We start from the raw sequence: 15,069 nt of genomic DNA, 5'->3' as shown, positions 1-15,069 counted from the left end.
ATGGTAGCGGGCCAGTCGAGTGGCACTTGAAAGGCTTCGATGGCCGCGTGTCGGCAATCCGGCCAATCGGACGCGGGGGGAATGCCCCGCCGCCCCGCTGCGCCGACAGCACGAGGTCGGCGCATTCCGCCGGTACGCATGGGCGCTATCCGCGGGTCCGGCCGGTGGCCAGCAGCATGCCCACGTATCCGTCCCGCAGCGGCGGCTTGGGCCGTACCTCGTGGACGTCCAGGTCGTCCGCGCCGGCCGCGATGGTGGCCACCACGTCGGCGCGCTGCAGGGCCACGGCCGGGAACCTCCGCCGACCGACGTCGTATCCGACCGATCCGAGCATGACCGTCACGGCGAAGGGCGACCTGGGCCGCAGCGCGTCCAGAAACCGACCGATCGCGTGCTCGGCCTCGGCCTGGTCCGCCGAGATGGAGCAGGCCACGAAGAACATCGTCCCGGCGCTCCAGGCGTGCCTCGGCAGGGTGAAGACGCTGGCCCGCACCACCCGGCCCACCTGTGCCAGTCGTCGACGCGGATCCGTCAGGGCCGCGTACGCCGGGTGCTCCGTGCACACCTGCCAGTACGGGTCCCAGAGCTCGTCGTAGCTGTCGACCTGCGTACGCAGCCAGTTCACGTTCGCCGTCGACCATTCACACAGGTCGACGGCCTTCGCGAACGGGAGGAGCGACAGCGCCGGGTACAGGTTCGCCCCCGACCCCACGTCGACGCACCGCGCGTCGGAGAGCTTCGCCTCGCCGAAGAAGTCTCGGATGCGGCACAGGATCTCCCGATCGTCAGGCCGCAGATCCGCGTAGTTGTGCCGGACATACGCCTGCGGGTCGAAGCTGTCCCACTCGACGTCGGAATTGACCGGCCTCGGCGACTGAATCGGCGAACGTGGCGTCGACTCGCCGCAACCGCCCCCAGTCGCCGGGGTCAACGCCATGGACGGGCCTCCATCGGGTCGGCGGATCACATTGGTCGTTGAAGCGGCGCTCAGTACACAGCCCATTATGTATCGATGGTGGTGCGCGCTCACAAGTGCAGGAAGCCCGCCGTCCGCCCGAAGTGACGACGACAGGACGGTGGTCCGGTGCCATGCCGGCCGCGCGATGAAGGCCGGCACGTGCGGGCAGCAGCCTTCGCCATCAGTCCCACCAGAAACTCCAGCAGTTCACGCCCATGACTGATTCGGCGTACGTGCGGAAGGTGTCGGTGTTGCTCTGCCAGATGTTGTCCGGGCAGAAGGCGAAGTGTTCGGCGGTCACCCGCCCGCCAGCACTCGGCGAGGAACGCGTCGCTGTCGTGCTGCTCGGCGGTGCTGATCTGGTCGTACTCGGCGTCGACGCAGAACGGGTCGTCATCGCGGTCAGCGTCGAGTACGAGCAGAGGCCACAGTCTCGTTGGTGATCCCGCACCGAAACCCGTGGCGAACGGCATGTGGTTGGAGGGGCCCGACGCATCCTCCTAGGATGCTTTGCGGGTGGTGTCTAACTCCGCACTGGGCCCGTGGCCCGTTCGGTCGACTGGAGCTGCGGTACGGGACACGAGCGAGCCAGCTGGCACTTGTCGCTGACTTGTTTGTCGCTGCTTCGGGTAGTTACCCGCATGAGTGGTGCCCAGGAGCGTTCGCCCGATCCGCACTCCGGTGTCGACGCCGTGGCGAGCGAGGTGCGGCAGGCGGCAGAGCAGGCTCGCCAGCGTGGGCGTCGGGGGTGGCGGGTGCGGCTGCACCTGACGCACGTCATCCTGGTGATCACGGTCCAGGCGGCGTTGGCCGCAGCGTTGTCCTGGTTCATCGGACACGACCTGTTGGGTATTCCTGCGCCGGTGTTCGCTCCGTCCGCGGCGGTCGGAACGATCGTCGCGGCAATCGGCCAGCGGGTCCGACGAACCGTCCAGTCGCTGGTCGGCGTGGTACTCGGAATCCTCATCGGGGACGGTCTGCTCTATACCGTCGGTCCGGGACCGGTGCAGATCGGTTTAGCGGTGGGTATCGCGATCGCGATCGCGCTGGTGCTCTCCGGTGGCAGCGGTGCGATCGTGGCCCAGGCCGGCGCTTCCGCCGTCGTGGTCACGACCCTGTCGCCGGTGGATCCCAATCTCGAGTGGCCTAGAATCCTGGATGCCCTCATCGGTGGGGCGGTGGGGCTGCTGGTGGTCACACTGCTGTTCCCGGTCAACCCGATGCGCGTTCTCGACCGGGCGGCCACGCCGATCGTCCAGCTGACCAGCGCGGAACTACGGACCATCGCGACCGCGTTGAACGAACGTGACGCCGAGCAGGCCATCGCGTCCCTGCAGCGCCTGCGGGCCTCGGGACCGGATCTCGCGCGCTTGTCACAGGCGCTCGACGGGGCGAGGGAGGTGGTGAGTCTGGCACCGGTGAGATGGCACCGGCGAGACGACGTGGAACAGTTTGCCCACTTCGCCGAGCATGCCCAGCGGGTGATCGGCGACGCACAGGATCTGGCGCGTACCTCGGCGACCGTCTTGCAGTACGACGAGGCGGTTCCGTCCGAGCTGACCACGACACTCAGGCAACTCGCCGACGCCAACGAGCGCCTGCGGGCCGAACGCGTGTCGGGACGTGAACCGCGGCTGGCGCGAGCGACGGCCCTGGCGGCCATGCACAGCGCCCGTCGGGCCGTCGATGGTGCCACCGGCCGGTTCAGTCAGACCCTGGTCACCCAGACGCGGGTCGTGGCGAGTGACCTGCTCCGCGCCAGCGGTCTCGATCCGGAGACAGCCAACCGGCTCACGCGGGAACGTTTCGGCGAGAGCCCCTGAGGCGGCGGAGGGCATGACGCACCTGCCTGCCCAGGTGGCCGGCCTCCTCACCTTCGCTCGTCGTACTCATCCCCGGGCTGCCGCACTCCTCGGGCTGTGACGACCGGCGGCGTTGCGGTCTTGTGGGCCCGGACACCAGGCCGCGTAGGTCCTCGGCGAGTACCCGCCGCTGTCGGGGTGAAACGGCGGCTCGTCCGTCCGCCCTCAGGTCGGTGGCCGAGGACGGCGGGTCATACCCCGGGTCAGGCGCGACTGGTACAGGCCGGCGCTGGTGATGGCGTAGAAGACGGGCAGAAGGAGAAAGACGGCCAGGCCGATCAGGGGAGCAACCAGGTAGCCGACCAGTCCCGCGAGGACGTACAGGACGACCCCGGTGAGGGCACGGACTCGCTCGACACGAAAGAAGTCGTCCTTGACCTGATCCTTCAGCAGGTCGGGGTTCCGGGCCAGGTAGTGGTAGAACGCCAGCCACGTCGCGCACAGCAACGCGCCGATCAGCGCGTAGAAGGCGACAGCCACGCGCTGGTCGGCGTTGTTGTGTTCCTGCAGCGCATCTGACACGACGATGGTCGGAAATGGCAGCAGCGCCGTGCTGAACAGCACGAACAGGTTCACGAAGTGCAGGCCGCGATCGGCCTGTTGAATGCGGTTGAACGCCGCCTTGTGGTTGAGCCAGACAACGGCCACATAGGAGTAGGACGCCAGGTACGCGACGTACGAGGGCCACTGGTCGAGCAGGCCACGCAGGAGGCGGCCAGGGGGAACGTCCGGTACCCGAAGGTCCAGGACCAACAACGTGATGATGATGGCGAATATGGCGTCGCTGAACGCCACCGCGCGGCTGGTGTCTGACCGGGTGCCTAGGTCTGCGTCTGGCCCACTCACCAACTGCGGCTACCCGCGGTCCTTCGGGGCAAACGGCCGGACATCCGGACGTCGCATCCGGCCACCGGGCGCGTCGCGGTGGCCGGATGCGGGTGGTCGTCAGGGTTTGAGAACGACCTTCTCGCAGTTGTCCTGCTTGTTCTTGAAAATCTCGAAGCCGCGTTCTGCCTGGTCGAGCGGCAGGGTGTGGGTGATGACCCGGGTGGGGTCGATCTCCCCCCGTTCGATGCGCTGCAGCAGCGGTTTCATGTAGCGCTGCACGTGGCATTGACCGGTACGCAGGGTCAGCGCCCGATTCATCCACGCCCCAGCCGGGAACTTGTCGAGGAAGCCGCCGTACACGCCGATGACCGACACGATGCCGCCGCTGCGGCAGGACAGGATCGCCTGGCGCAGCGCGTGCGGGCGTTCGGTCTCCGACCGGACCGCCTGCTTAACCCGGTCGTACGCGTTCACGTGCGTGGCACCGTGGGTGGATTCCATGCCGACCGCGTCGATGCACTTGTCCGGCCCACGTCCGCCGGTCAGCTCCAACAGCCGGGACCGCACGTCCACCTCCTCGAAGTTCACCGGCGTGTGGCCTGCCCGCTCGGCCATCTGCAGCCGGTACGGCTCCTTGTCGAGGGCGATGACCTTCGCGGCGCCGAGCGCACGGGCGCTGTCCATCGCGAACTGCCCGACCGGGCCGGCGCCCCACACGGCGACGACGTCGGTGGGCTGGATGTCGCACATGTCGGCGCCCATGTAGCCGGTGGGCAGGATGTCGGACAGGAACAGCACCTGTTCGTCGGTGAGGTCGGACTCGATCTTCAGGGGGCCGACGTCGGCGAACGGCACCCTCGCGTACTGCGCCTGACCGCCGGCGAACCCGCCGGTCAAATGGGAGTAGCCGAAGATCCCGGCGACCGGGTGGCCGAACATCTTCTCGGCGATCCCGGCGTTGGGGTTGGAGTTCTCGCAGCAGGAGTACAGCTCGGCGGCGCAGGCGCCGCACGCGCCGCACGCGATCGGGAACGGCACCACGACCCGATCGCCGACGCGCAGCCGGCCTGGGTCGACGCCCCGGCCGACCTCGATCACCTCGCCCATGAACTCGTGGCCCATGACGTCGCCGTCCTGCATCGTGGGCACGTACCCATCGAGCAGGTGCAGGTCCGAGCCGCAGATGGCGGTGGAGGTGATCCGTACGATGGCGTCCCGGTCGTTCAGGATCTTCGGGTCTGGCACGTCACGGACCTTGACCTTGTTGCGGCCGGCCCAGGTGTTCGCCCTCACTCGCCTGCCCCCTTCGCGAACTCGGAATCCGACAGCGGCTGCGCCGGACGCTGCGGGAACTCCTTGCGGGCCCGCTTGCCCCACGGGGCACCCTCGGACCGGACCACCTGCCCGGTCTCCAGCACCTGCTTGAGCCGGCGCAGGTCGTCGTCGAGCTGCTGGTGCGGTTCCTCACCGAAGTACCTGGCGACCGCCTTGCCGACCGCGCCGCCCGGGATGTCGTACGACATGACGACGTGCACCTCGGTGCTGACTCCATCCGGGGCGGGTACGAACCGGACCGTGCCGGCGTTCGGCACGTCGGCGTTCCCGGTGGACCGCCACGCGATCTTCTCGCCGGGCGCCTCGTCGATGATCTCCGCGTCCCACTCGACGTTCTTGCCGAAGGGCGCGCTGGCGGACCAGTGGCTCGTACGGTCGCCGGTGGCCTGGATCTTCTCGAGGTGTGCCATGAACGTCGGGAGGTTGTCCAGGTCACGCCAGAACGCGTAGACCGTGGGCGCAGGTTTGCGGATGGTTGTCGTGGCTGTCAGCTCCATGGATCCTCCTTCGCGTGAGCCTCGTACCGCTGGCGCCGAACCGGTCTTCCTGGCACGGGTGGCCTGCACTGCGGTCAGCAGGTCCACCACAGTGATCCCGACGATGGCGCCAGTGACACCGACGAGGCGACGCCGGCGGTGCCCGCTGCGGTGGGCGATGGCCACCCCGAGAGACGCCAGGTCCATCGCGTCGCCCGCGACCCGGGTCCACGCCCAGATGCCCTTGCGCCGGCTCGCCAGGAGGCCGGCCGCGTGGACCAACTCCCGCGCCCCGACAAGCGGCACCACCGCCCGGGATGTCGAGGAGTCGTCCACCCCGCTGATCCGGCGCACCGTGTCCGGTGCCGCGAGCTGTGCCACACCCAGACCGAGACTGATCCAGCCGAGCCGGCGTCCTCGCCGTCGCACGTCTTCCTGCCTGGCCTGGGCAGCCTCTCGGGTTGCTAGTTGAGTCACGGGTAGCCTCCGTATCCGGTCGCAGCCCGGCCGAGCCATTCCGGCTCATGCAAGTCCGGGACGAGACCCGTAGAGGCCCGAATACCCCTCGGAAACCACCTCAATCCGTGCATCGGTCGCGGAACGGAGGTGATCCCTGTCCCGCTGCTCAGCACGGCGTACCGGCCGCGACCGCCAGCAGCGGTACGGCCACGTCGTCGACCCCGGTCAAGCGCCCGTATCCGGATGGGGGTCCACGGGCTTCACCGCGGCGGCGCTTCGACCGGCGAAGCGCCGCCGCGGTGCGGGCTCAGGTCGGGTCCTGATCCTCCGGACTCCGAGCTCGCCGGGTCAGGCCGTCGCCATCTTGCGGACGTTCTCGCCCTGGGCGAACACCTCGACCATCTTGGCGCAGAAGGCCGGCAGGTCATTGGGGTTGCGGCTGGTGACCAGGCCGTTGTCGACCTGTACCTGTTGGTCGACCCAGTTTCCGCCCGCGTTGCGGATGTCGGTTCGCAGACTGGGGAAGGAGGTGACGGTCCGACCGTTGACCATGCCGGTCTCGACCAACGACCAGGGGCCGTGGCAGATCGCCGCCACCGGCTTCTGTTGCTGGAAGAACGCCCGGACGAAGTCCATGGCCTGCGGGTTCATCCGGAGCCGGTCGGGGTTGACCGTCCCGCCCGGCAGCAGCAGGGCGTCGTAGTCGGCCGCATTGGCCTCGTTGACGGTCCGGTCCACCCGATAGCGGTTGGCCGGGTCGATGTCCTGGTTCATCGACTGGATCTCGCCGGAGTTCAAGGAGATCAGGTGGACCTCGGCACCCGCCTGCTCGGCGGCGGCCCGGGACTGGGTGTACTCCACGTCCTCCACCCCGTCGGCGGCGAGGCAAGCGACTCGTTTGCCGGTCAGTGGCTGCTGGCTCTGCGCCATCTTGGGTGGCCTCTCCCTCGTGGCGCCGCCCCGTCGGCGGCGCATCGTTGCGCTCGCGGTCGCCTTCCCGGTGTGGGAACCGGGAAACAGCGCCGATCGCCGATCGAGGGCGGACGGGGTGACCCGCTCGCCGATCAGACAGAGCGCGGACGAAGGGCGGGACTGCTTCCTGCCGATGCGGGTAACGGACTGAACCACTGGCGCCGAGGACCCGGAAAGGCCGACATGACTCTCCCTACCGCCTCCCTCCCACTGCCGTCGGGCCAGACCATGCCCGTGCTCGGCCAGGGCACGTGGTACCTGGGTGAACGCCCGGAGCGACGCGGGGCGGAAATATCCGCACTGCGCACTGGCCTGGACCTGGGCATGACCTTGATCGACACCGCGGAGATGTACGGCGACGGTGCTTCCGAGGAGCTTGTCGGCGAGGCCGTTGTCGGACGACGCGATGACGTGTTCCTGGTCGACAAGGTGCTGCCGTCGAACGCGAGCCGGCAGGGGACCGTGCAGGCCTGCCGCCGCAGCCTGCAGCGACTCGGCGTCGACCACATCGACCTCTATCTGCTGCACTGGCGCGGCAGCCATCCACTCACCGAGACGATCGAAGCGTTCGCCGAACTCGTCGAAGCCGGCGACATCGGGCAGTGGGGCGTGAGTAACTTCGACCTCTCCGACATGACCGAGCTACTCGACGCGGGTGGGAACGACTGCGCGACCAACCAGATCCTCTACAACCTGACCCGGCGAGGTCCTGAGTACGACCTGCTGCCGTGGCTACGTGAACACCGGATCCCGGTGATGGCGTACTCCCCGATCGAGCAGGGGCGGGTACTCGGCCACGACCGGGTCGCGGAGGTCGCCGCCCGGCACGGGGCGACGCCCGCCCAGGTCGCGTTGGCCTGGGTGCTGAGGCAGGAGATGGTCGCGGCCATTCCCCGATCGTCCAACTCGGAACACACCCGGGAGAATGCGGAAGCGCGCGACCTGCACCTGACCGAGGAAGACATCAGGGCACTCGACGTGGCGTTCCCGCCACCTGCTGGCCCGCAGCCGTTGGAGATGTTGTAGGGCCGGTCGGCTGATTCTGCCGGCGCGACTATCTTCCGGTGTGGGACCGCTCCCCGCCCTTCTCGTCCCGCCAGCCGCCGGGTTGGGGGTGATAGCCGTAGGCGGCAGCTCGTACCGTCTGCTCGTTCTCCAGCCCCGAGCCGATGGCGCCGCCGACAGTGGCCAGTGAGCTGGTGATCCAGGCGAGCGCCAGATAATCACCGGCATTCACCGGGCGCTGCAGAACCTGTTCCAGCACGGATGTGTCGATCAACAGCGCCCCGACGAGCACCGTACCCACGAACAGCACCACGTAGGACACCGTGGTGGCCAGAGTGAGAGTGAGGACCGTACCCAGGTTGAAGAGCCGTGCCAGCTCAACCGGCGTCTCGCGGCTCGGTCTCTCCCACAGGTCGTGCGCAACGATCAACCAGGCCACCAACGCGGTCAACCCGAGCACCATGATCACCGTGAGCCGGAGTCCGCCGAGGGCATCGCCCATCTGCCAGATGGTGTCCGTGGTGAGCGCGAACGCAGCCGTGCCGAACGCGCCGACCAGCAATTTGGACAGGCCCAGCAGTGCACGTCCAGGTCGGTTGGCTCGGACCATGCCGGTCAACAGGCGAACTCGGCCGATCAGCCCCGAGGCGAGGTAACGCCGCTCGCCGGAGTCGGCCCCGCCGATCACTCGATGGACGGCGGGAACACGCCGTTTCGTCTCTGCCGGTGCCCGCTCGGCCGGCGGTATCCGGTGGTCGGAGGCGTCGGCCAGCAGCCGGCCCACGAGATCCGGAACGGCTGCGCGGACCGAGTGCATCTGACGCAGTCCCAGCGCGGGCAGGGAGATGACCCCGATGTGACGTTGGCCGGACGTCTGCGCGACCAGGGGCGCCCGCTCGGCATGCAGTGGCAGGTCGGTCAGGCAGATGGCGACGTCCCACTGGTCGTCCGCGCGCCGCCTAGCAAGATCATCGAGCAGCGCTTCCGCGCCGCCGTCGCGGCGCGGCACCACCTCCCCCCAACCCTCCCGGACGGTCCACCGCACGTCCGCGCTCACCCGCTCGGTGAGCCCTCTGGCCAGCTCCGAAGTGAGCCGCGCGGCGACCCGGGCGGGGTGATCCGGTGGGGTTGCTACCAGTCCCACGACGATCTCCGGGCCCTGTCGTTCGCTCTGGGTCACCGCTGCTCCTCACCGGTGGTCGGGCTCGGCGCCGACGGCGAGTGCCGGGGGCGTTGAGGCGTCGTCACGGCAGATCCCTTGCCGACTGACATGGTGGTGGAGCCAGGCCGCCGAGGGCGGCGCCCCGACGATTCGTACCGCGTCGACACGACGCCTGCTCGAACCGGACGGCCCGCCCACGCAGCCTAGAAGACCATGCCGAAGGGTGCAGCGGATTCGCTGGGTTGAGTCGTCCCGAAGCCGGCCGCCACCCTGCCTCCGCCGACGAGGTGGGTCACAGGAGCCGGCCGTCGTGGGCGAGCAGGGCGATCTGGGTACGGCTCTCAAGATCCAGCTTGGTCAGGATGTGCGAGACGTGGGCCTTCACCGTCGTCACGCTCATCAGCAGCTCGCCGGCGATCTCGGCGTTGGAGCGGCCTCGCGCGATGGCCAGCACGACGTCGCGTTCCCGGGGTGTGAGCAGGGCCAATCGGTTGTTCGCCCGATCGTACGACTCGGCGTCGGAGGCGACCCGCTGCATGAGGCGGCGGGTCACGCCCGGAGACAGCATCGGGTTGCCGGCGGCCACCGCGCGTACCGCTTGGCTGATCTGCTCGGGCGGGGTGTCCTTGAGGAGGAAGCCGCTCGCGCCGGCACGCAGGGCTCGTAGCACGTGCTCGTCGGTGTCGAAGGTGGTGAGCACGATGATCTCGGGTGGTCGGTGGCGGCGGCGCAGGCGCTCGGTGGCGGTGATGCCGTTGACGCCGGGCATCCTGATGTCCATCAGCACCACGTCGGGCAGGTGCCGGTCCACCGCGGTGATCGCCGTGGCGCCGTCGGCCGCCTCGCCCACGACGGCGATCCCGTCCGCGCCGTCGAGCATCAGCGTGAGCATTCCCCGTACGAGAGGATCGTCGTCGACGATGATGACCCGGATCGGCGGGGTCACGTCGGCCATGGCAGCCACGCGGTGAGGTGGAACCGGCCTGCGGCGTCGACGTGGTGGGCGACGCGACCGCCGGTGAGCGCGGCGCGTTCGGCGAGGCCGATCAGGCCGGTGCCGGCGCTGTCGGTGGCACCGCTGTCCGGTGTGGTCGGGTTGCTCACGGCGATGCTCAGTCCGGAGCCGGGCGCGCCGCCGAGCACCAGGCGGACCGGCTGCCCGGCGGCGTGCTTGCGGGCGTTCGTCAGTGCCTCCTGTGCGATCCGGTAGGCGGTGCGGCCCACCGGCGGCGGAATCTCGGCCGGTGGGCCGAGCGGGTCGTGGACCTCGATCTGTTGCCCGGCGGCCCGCGCCTCGTCGACCAGGCGGGGCAGGTCGGCGAGGGTCTGTCCGGGTGGCGCGTCGGTCGGCGCATCGGTGTCGTCGTTGCGCAGCAGGGTGATGACCTCGCGTAGCTCGTCGAGGGCGTGGTGCGCGCTCGCTCGGATCACCCCCGCGGCGGCGCTGAGCCGCTCGGGCGGCGCGTCCGGCCGGTACTCCATCGCACCGGCGGCAGCCGCCAGCAGGGACAACCGGTGGGCCAGCACATCGTGCATCTCCCGCGCGATTCGGCTGCGCTCCGCCGCGCGTGCCTCGCCAACCCGCCGTTCCTGCTCCTGCTCGGCCCGCCGGGCCCGCTCCCGCAGCGCCGCCAGCAACGCGTGCCGGGCCTGTGCCCAGGTGCCCCAGCCGAGCAGGGCGGCGTACGCGACCGACATCAGCACCAGCCGCCAGCCGTACGGCAGGCTGGGCGCCGGCCGCCAGAACGCCTGCACCGCCTCGCCCGCCACGCCGACCGCCGCCACCACCGCCGCCTGCCGAAACGGTCGGTTGCGGGCGGTGAAGAGCACCGCGAAGCTGGCCACCGGCGTGGCTACCGCAGACAGCGCGACGAGCAGACCGGCCAGCACGCCACCGACCCGCGGGTGGCGCAGGACCACCGGAACGAGGGCCAGGGCGGTCACCGCCAGCGCGACATCGAGGACGGCCAGACCGTCCGAGCTGGATCGGGTTGCCGACCAGAGCATGGTCGCGACGAGGACACCGACCGCCAGGGTCGTCACGCCGGCCGGGACGGAACGCCACGTCCTCGGCCGCCCGACCTCGCACGCCGCGGCATCCACATCGCGCAGGCTACTGGGCTCGCCACGCGCCGGACCACCTCCTTTGGTAGTACGCCGGGTCACCGGAGGACGTACCCGTCGTGGCGTCTGGACCGACGTGTCCGGCCCGGCCCGGTCCGCAGACTCAGGCCATGACGAACAACCCTCTCCTTCGACGAGCCGCGGTGGCGGCCGGTGCGGTCGTAGTGGCGGTGGCCGAGTTCGCGCTCCTGCGCTCGGTGGCCGGCGTCGACCTGGCGGTCCGCTCCGGAGGCGCTACCCGGCCGGTCACGATGGGCGCGGTCATCGGGGCGACCACGGTCGCGGCACTGGCGGGCTGGGCGCTGCTCGCGGCGCTGCACCGCTTCACCAACCGCGCCCACGTCTGGTGGACCTCGGTCGCGGTCGTGGTTCTGCTGCTCTCGCTCGTGGTCGGCCCACCCAGTGGTGTCGGCGGGGGAGCGAAGGCGGCCCTCGCGCTGCTGCACCTGAGCGTCGGCCTCATCCTCATCCTCGGCCTGTCCCGGCCGCGTCCGCAAGGGGCGACGCGATGACCGCGTTGACCGTACGCAAACAGGACGGGGCCTTCGTCCTCGACTCCGGTGCGACCGGGCCGCGTGCCTCGCTGCGTACCGGCTGGACCTGGCGGTGCGGCGAGATCCGCACCGGCACCGGCCGCTGGACGGTCGAACCGACCGGCCGCCGACGCACCGGTTTCACCGCCCAGGGTCAGCACGGCGTGCCGGTGCGGCTCGACCCGGACCGGTCGCACGTGCCAGGGCCCGGCGGGGTGACCCGCTGGAAGGCCGGTCATGGCGGAGGTGAGCTGGTCCGCGACGGGAACCGCATCGTCGTGCGCCTCCCCGGCCCACTGGGCGGGCCGATCCGCGTCGACGTCACTGGCGAGTGGGCCGAGGTGGAGCTGGTGGTGCTCACCGCCTGCTTCGCACTGATGAGTCGACGGCGGAGGCGCACCCTGATCATGATGGCGGCCGCCAGTGGGGGGAGTGGGTGACGGGGCCGAGCGCCGTCACGGCTACCGGGAAGCGGACCGATGGTTTCAGTTCGCGTAGTCCGGCCACCCCTGGACATCTTCAGTTAACAAACCTAATAATTAGCCTCCCGTCGATATCCCTCGGCCGGGCACCCCTCGAGAGGACCGGATGGCGCGCAGATTACGTACACCGTTGCTGGCTGCCCTGGCAGCCCTGGTCTCCGCCGCCGCGGCGACCCTGACCTTCGCTTACCCGGCCCTGGCCGCCGGCCCGACGGCGGTCTTCAGCAAGACGTCCGACTGGGGTACCGGCTGGGAGGGTCGCTACACCATCACCAACGGCGGGTCGAGCACGATGACCGGCTGGCAGGTGGCCTTCACCCTGCCGACCGGCACCACCCTCGGCTCGTACTGGGACGCCACCGTCAGCAGCATCGGGCAGCGGCACACCTTCACCAACCGCTCGTGGAACGGCGCCCTGGCCCCCGGCGCGTCGGCGTCGTTCGGCTTCCTGGCCACCGGCTCCGGCTCGCCCGTCGACTGCACACTCAACGGTGCCGCGTGCGGTGGTGGCGCACCCCCCACCACGACACCGCCGACCACCGCACCCCCGACCACGACACCGCCGACCACCGCGCCACCCACGACACCGCCGCCGACCACCACACCGCCCACGAGCCCGCCGCCGAACACGGGGTTGCCGAAGCACGCGCTGATCGGCTACCTGCACGCCAGCTTCGCCAACGGCGCCGGATACCTGCGGATGGCCGACGTGCCCGACGACTGGGACATCGTCAACCTCGCCTTCGGCGAACCCACCTCCGTCACCTCCGGCGACATCCGCTTCCAACTCTGCCCGGTTGCCGAGTGCCCCAGTGTGGAGACCGAGGCCCAGTTCACGGCGGCGATCCGCGCCAAGCAGCAGCAGGGCAAGAAGGTGCTGCTGTCCATCGGCGGTCAGAACGGGCAGGTGCAGCTCACCACGACCGCCGCCCGTGACACGTTCGTCCGCTCGGTGTCGGCGATCATCGACCGGTACGGCCTCAACGGCCTGGACATCGACTTCGAGGGCCACTCCCTCTACCTCAACACCGGCGACACCGACTTCCGCAACCCGACCACCCCGGTCGTGGTGAACCTGATCTCGGCGATCCGCGAGCTCCAACAGCGCAACGGAAGCGGCTTCGTGCTCACGATGGCCCCGGAGACGTTCTTCGTGCAGCTCGGCTACCAGTTCTACGGCTCCGGCCCCTGGGGTGGCCAGGATCCCAGGGCCGGGTCGTACCTGCCGGTGATCTACGCGCTGCGGGACATCCTCACCGTCCTGCACGTCCAGGACTACAACTCCGGTCCCATCGTCGGGCTCGATGGTCAGTACCACACCATGGGCAGCGCCGACTTCCACATCGCGATGACCGACATGCTGCTGGCCGGCTTCCCCGTGGCCGGCAACGCCAACGCGGTCTTCCCCGCACTGCGCGAGGACCAGGTCGCGTTCGGCGCGCCCTCCTCTACCAGCGCCGGCAACGGCTACCTCGCCCCGGCGGGCGTGCAGCAGGCGGTGACCTGCCTGGTCCGAGGCCAGAACTGCGGCGCGTACACCCCGCGCAGCGGAACCAACCCCAACTTCCGAGGGCTCATGACCTGGTCGATCAACTGGGACCGTTACTACTCCTGGGAATTCCGGCTGAACCACGGCCCGTTCCTCAAGGCGCTGCCCTGACCGCGAGACGGGTGCAGCCAGCCGGGATCAGGATCGCGGCCCGGTCGATCCGGACCGGGCCGCGACCTGGCACAGCAACCCCGAACCGGCCGCCTGCACAGCTGCCGGCGGAGCACTTCCGGTGGCGACGTCGGCGTGCTTTGGTGTGAGCACATCACCACCGCGCGTCGCTGGAGGCAGAGATGACCCGGGTTGTTGGTAAAGGTTTCCTGGCCGGTCTGACCGCTGGCGTCCTCATCGCAACGCTCGGCCTGCCCGGCGTCGCCACGGCCGGGCCGCGGGCGCGAACCGTGTCGGCCTGCACGCTACGACCACTGCCCCTACCAGCGGACCTGAATGGCGACGCTCGGGTGGTCGACCCGACCGGTCGATTCATCGCCGGCACCGGCTATCGGATCGATGGCGAGGATCGGCAGCCGCTGCTGCTGCTCTGGGCCACGCGGCCCGGGGTGTGGAACCAGCCCCGCCTCACCGTCGTCGACGTTCCAGCGACGCCGCAGGTCGAGAGCATCAACCGGTACGGTGTCGCCGTCGGCAGTGCCTACGTCGGCGACGTCTACCGCCCCTGGCGCTATGTGCAGGGGCGGCTGGAGTGGCTACCCGTCCCGCCAGTGGTCGCCAACGTCTCGGCGCAGAGCATCAACTCGCGCGGTGACATCGTCGGCAGCGGCGCCGTCGAGGAGACCGAGACGGCTCTGCCGCTGCTCTGGCCCGCCGACCGGCCGGGCACTGTCGAGGTGATCGACGCCCCGTCCAACTCTGGCACGACGGAGATCTTCGACGACGGCACCATCGTCGGCGGCACCCCCGTATTCGGCTGGGTACGCCATCCCGACGGGACGACCGATCGACTCACCGTGCCCGGCGCCCGGTGGGCGTGGGTCTACGCGGCCCGGGGCAACTGGGCGGTTGGCCGCTTCGGCACCGGCAGCGAGGACGAGGAGAGCACCCTGGTGCGCTGGGATCTGCGCACCGGCGTGGCCGCCGCCGTGCACCCGGCGCTGGTGTCGCCGCAGGGCGTCAACAGTCAGGGCACGGTGCTCGGCGACCCGGCCGTCGATCACGACGGCCGGCTCGTCACCCTGCCCGGCGCCATCCCGGGCGTCCAAATCATCATCGGCTGGGGAATCGCCGACGATGGCCTCGTCGTCGGGTCGGTCAACGGCGGCACCCGACTGCTCCCGGCGCGCTGGACCGACTGCTGACATGGTCG

At 69.9% G+C, this 15,069-nt stretch carries 15 protein-coding genes; 6 read left to right on the top strand and 9 right to left on the bottom strand.

Features of this window, described 5'->3' with window-relative positions:
• Positions 1–145 precede the first annotated feature (145 nt).
• Both AB0J36_RS13395 and AB0J36_RS13390 read right to left on the bottom strand, forming a co-directional pair.
• Positions 146–937, bottom strand: a complete 792-nt coding sequence (locus tag AB0J36_RS13395; protein ID WP_357392462.1) for an SCO2525 family SAM-dependent methyltransferase — start codon at positions 935–937, stop codon at positions 146–148.
• 202 nt (positions 938–1,139) lie between these two features.
• Positions 1,140–1,355 (bottom strand): DUF4253 domain-containing protein, encoded by a 216-nt coding sequence (locus tag AB0J36_RS13390; RefSeq protein WP_363660547.1) that lies wholly within the window; start codon positions 1,353–1,355, stop codon positions 1,140–1,142.
• A gap of 244 nt (positions 1,356–1,599) precedes the next feature.
• On the opposite strand from AB0J36_RS13390, the gene AB0J36_RS13385 reads away from it, so the two are divergent.
• Positions 1,600–2,781 carry an FUSC family protein gene (locus AB0J36_RS13385; protein ID WP_363660546.1) on the top strand — a complete coding sequence of 394 codons (1,182 nt, stop codon included), beginning with the start codon at positions 1,600–1,602 and terminating at the stop codon, positions 2,779–2,781.
• Between the two features lie 204 nt (positions 2,782–2,985).
• Here the strand turns inward: AB0J36_RS13385 and AB0J36_RS13380 are convergent, their stop codons facing one another.
• The 4 genes from AB0J36_RS13380 to AB0J36_RS13365 all read right to left on the bottom strand — a co-directional run bounded on the left by AB0J36_RS13380 (position 2,986) and on the right by AB0J36_RS13365 (position 6,848).
• Entirely contained in the window at positions 2,986–3,615 is a 630-nt protein-coding gene (locus tag AB0J36_RS13380; protein WP_363660545.1) for a TMEM175 family protein, read from the bottom strand.
• 150 nt (positions 3,616–3,765) lie between these two features.
• Entirely contained in the window at positions 3,766–4,941 is a 1,176-nt protein-coding gene (locus AB0J36_RS13375; RefSeq protein WP_363660544.1) for a zinc-dependent alcohol dehydrogenase, read from the bottom strand.
• Positions 4,938–5,888: an SRPBCC family protein gene (locus tag AB0J36_RS13370; RefSeq protein WP_363660543.1), complete on the bottom strand. Its 951-nt coding sequence runs from the start codon at positions 5,886–5,888 to the stop codon at positions 4,938–4,940. Before AB0J36_RS13370 ends, AB0J36_RS13375 begins: the two co-directional genes overlap by 4 nt.
• Before the next feature lie 378 nt (positions 5,889–6,266).
• The gene (locus tag AB0J36_RS13365) at positions 6,267–6,848 is read right to left on the bottom strand and encodes a type 1 glutamine amidotransferase domain-containing protein (RefSeq protein ID WP_363660542.1); all 582 of its coding nucleotides are present in this window, start codon (positions 6,846–6,848) and stop codon (positions 6,267–6,269) included.
• 225 nt (positions 6,849–7,073) lie between these two features.
• Here AB0J36_RS13365 and AB0J36_RS13360 point away from each other — a divergent pair, with 225 nt between their 5' ends.
• Entirely contained in the window at positions 7,074–7,916 is an 843-nt protein-coding gene (locus tag AB0J36_RS13360; protein ID WP_363660541.1) for an aldo/keto reductase, read from the top strand.
• A gap of 28 nt (positions 7,917–7,944) precedes the next feature.
• Here AB0J36_RS13360 and AB0J36_RS13355 read toward each other — a convergent pair whose 3' ends face one another.
• The 3 genes from AB0J36_RS13355 to AB0J36_RS13345 form a co-directional block, all read right to left on the bottom strand.
• Positions 7,945–9,075, bottom strand: a complete 1,131-nt coding sequence (locus tag AB0J36_RS13355) for a hypothetical protein (protein ID WP_357392470.1) — start codon at positions 9,073–9,075, stop codon at positions 7,945–7,947.
• A gap of 274 nt (positions 9,076–9,349) precedes the next feature.
• A complete protein-coding gene (locus AB0J36_RS13350; protein ID WP_363660540.1) occupies positions 9,350–10,012 on the bottom strand; it encodes a response regulator transcription factor in 663 nt (220 codons plus the stop codon).
• Complete coding sequence (locus AB0J36_RS13345) at positions 10,000–11,160, bottom strand: histidine kinase (RefSeq protein WP_363660539.1); 1,161 nt, start codon at positions 11,158–11,160, stop codon at positions 10,000–10,002. Before AB0J36_RS13345 ends, AB0J36_RS13350 begins: the two co-directional genes overlap by 13 nt.
• 131 nt (positions 11,161–11,291) lie before the next feature.
• Here AB0J36_RS13345 and AB0J36_RS13340 point away from each other — a divergent pair, with 131 nt between their 5' ends.
• From AB0J36_RS13340 to AB0J36_RS13325, 4 genes are all read left to right on the top strand, one after another.
• A complete protein-coding gene (locus AB0J36_RS13340; RefSeq protein WP_363660538.1) occupies positions 11,292–11,693 on the top strand; it encodes a DUF6069 family protein in 402 nt (133 codons plus the stop codon).
• Positions 11,690–12,154 carry a hypothetical protein gene (locus AB0J36_RS13335; protein ID WP_357124971.1) on the top strand — a complete coding sequence of 155 codons (465 nt, stop codon included), beginning with the start codon at positions 11,690–11,692 and terminating at the stop codon, positions 12,152–12,154. The genes AB0J36_RS13340 and AB0J36_RS13335 overlap by 4 nt, the downstream gene beginning before the upstream one ends.
• Positions 12,155–12,302: 148 nt before the next feature.
• The gene (locus tag AB0J36_RS13330) at positions 12,303–13,856 is read left to right on the top strand and encodes a cellulose binding domain-containing protein (RefSeq protein WP_363660537.1); all 1,554 of its coding nucleotides are present in this window, start codon (positions 12,303–12,305) and stop codon (positions 13,854–13,856) included.
• 182 nt (positions 13,857–14,038) lie between these two features.
• Positions 14,039–15,061 (top strand): hypothetical protein, encoded by a 1,023-nt coding sequence (locus tag AB0J36_RS13325; RefSeq protein WP_363660536.1) that lies wholly within the window; start codon positions 14,039–14,041, stop codon positions 15,059–15,061.
• The last annotated feature ends 8 nt before the right edge of the window (positions 15,062–15,069 follow it).

Source organism: Micromonospora sp. NPDC049662 (genome assembly GCF_040675055.1).
Classification (GTDB): Bacteria; Actinomycetota; Actinomycetes; order Mycobacteriales; family Micromonosporaceae; genus Micromonospora.
The sequence above is the reverse complement of the archived record's forward strand: the minus strand, read 5'-3'. Positions and strand labels throughout refer to the sequence as shown.

Excerpts from the sequence above, each read along its gene's own strand:
- AB0J36_RS13395 (WP_357392462.1), bottom strand. The coding sequence starts at position 937 with ATGGCGTTGACCCCGGCGACTGGGGGCGGTTGCGGCGAGTCGACGCCA.
- AB0J36_RS13390 (WP_363660547.1), bottom strand. The coding sequence starts at position 1,355 with ATGACGACCCGTTCTGCGTCGACGCCGAGTACGACCAGATCAGCACCG.
- AB0J36_RS13385 (WP_363660546.1), top strand. The coding sequence starts at position 1,600 with ATGAGTGGTGCCCAGGAGCGTTCGCCCGATCCGCACTCCGGTGTCGAC.
- AB0J36_RS13365 (WP_363660542.1), bottom strand. The coding sequence starts at position 6,848 with ATGGCGCAGAGCCAGCAGCCACTGACCGGCAAACGAGTCGCTTGCCTC.
- AB0J36_RS13360 (WP_363660541.1), top strand. The coding sequence starts at position 7,074 with ATGACTCTCCCTACCGCCTCCCTCCCACTGCCGTCGGGCCAGACCATG.
- AB0J36_RS13350 (WP_363660540.1), bottom strand. The coding sequence starts at position 10,012 with ATGGCCGACGTGACCCCGCCGATCCGGGTCATCATCGTCGACGACGAT.
- AB0J36_RS13340 (WP_363660538.1), top strand. The coding sequence starts at position 11,292 with ATGACGAACAACCCTCTCCTTCGACGAGCCGCGGTGGCGGCCGGTGCG.
- AB0J36_RS13335 (WP_357124971.1), top strand. The coding sequence starts at position 11,690 with ATGACCGCGTTGACCGTACGCAAACAGGACGGGGCCTTCGTCCTCGAC.
- AB0J36_RS13330 (WP_363660537.1), top strand. The coding sequence starts at position 12,303 with ATGGCGCGCAGATTACGTACACCGTTGCTGGCTGCCCTGGCAGCCCTG.
- AB0J36_RS13325 (WP_363660536.1), top strand. The coding sequence starts at position 14,039 with ATGACCCGGGTTGTTGGTAAAGGTTTCCTGGCCGGTCTGACCGCTGGC.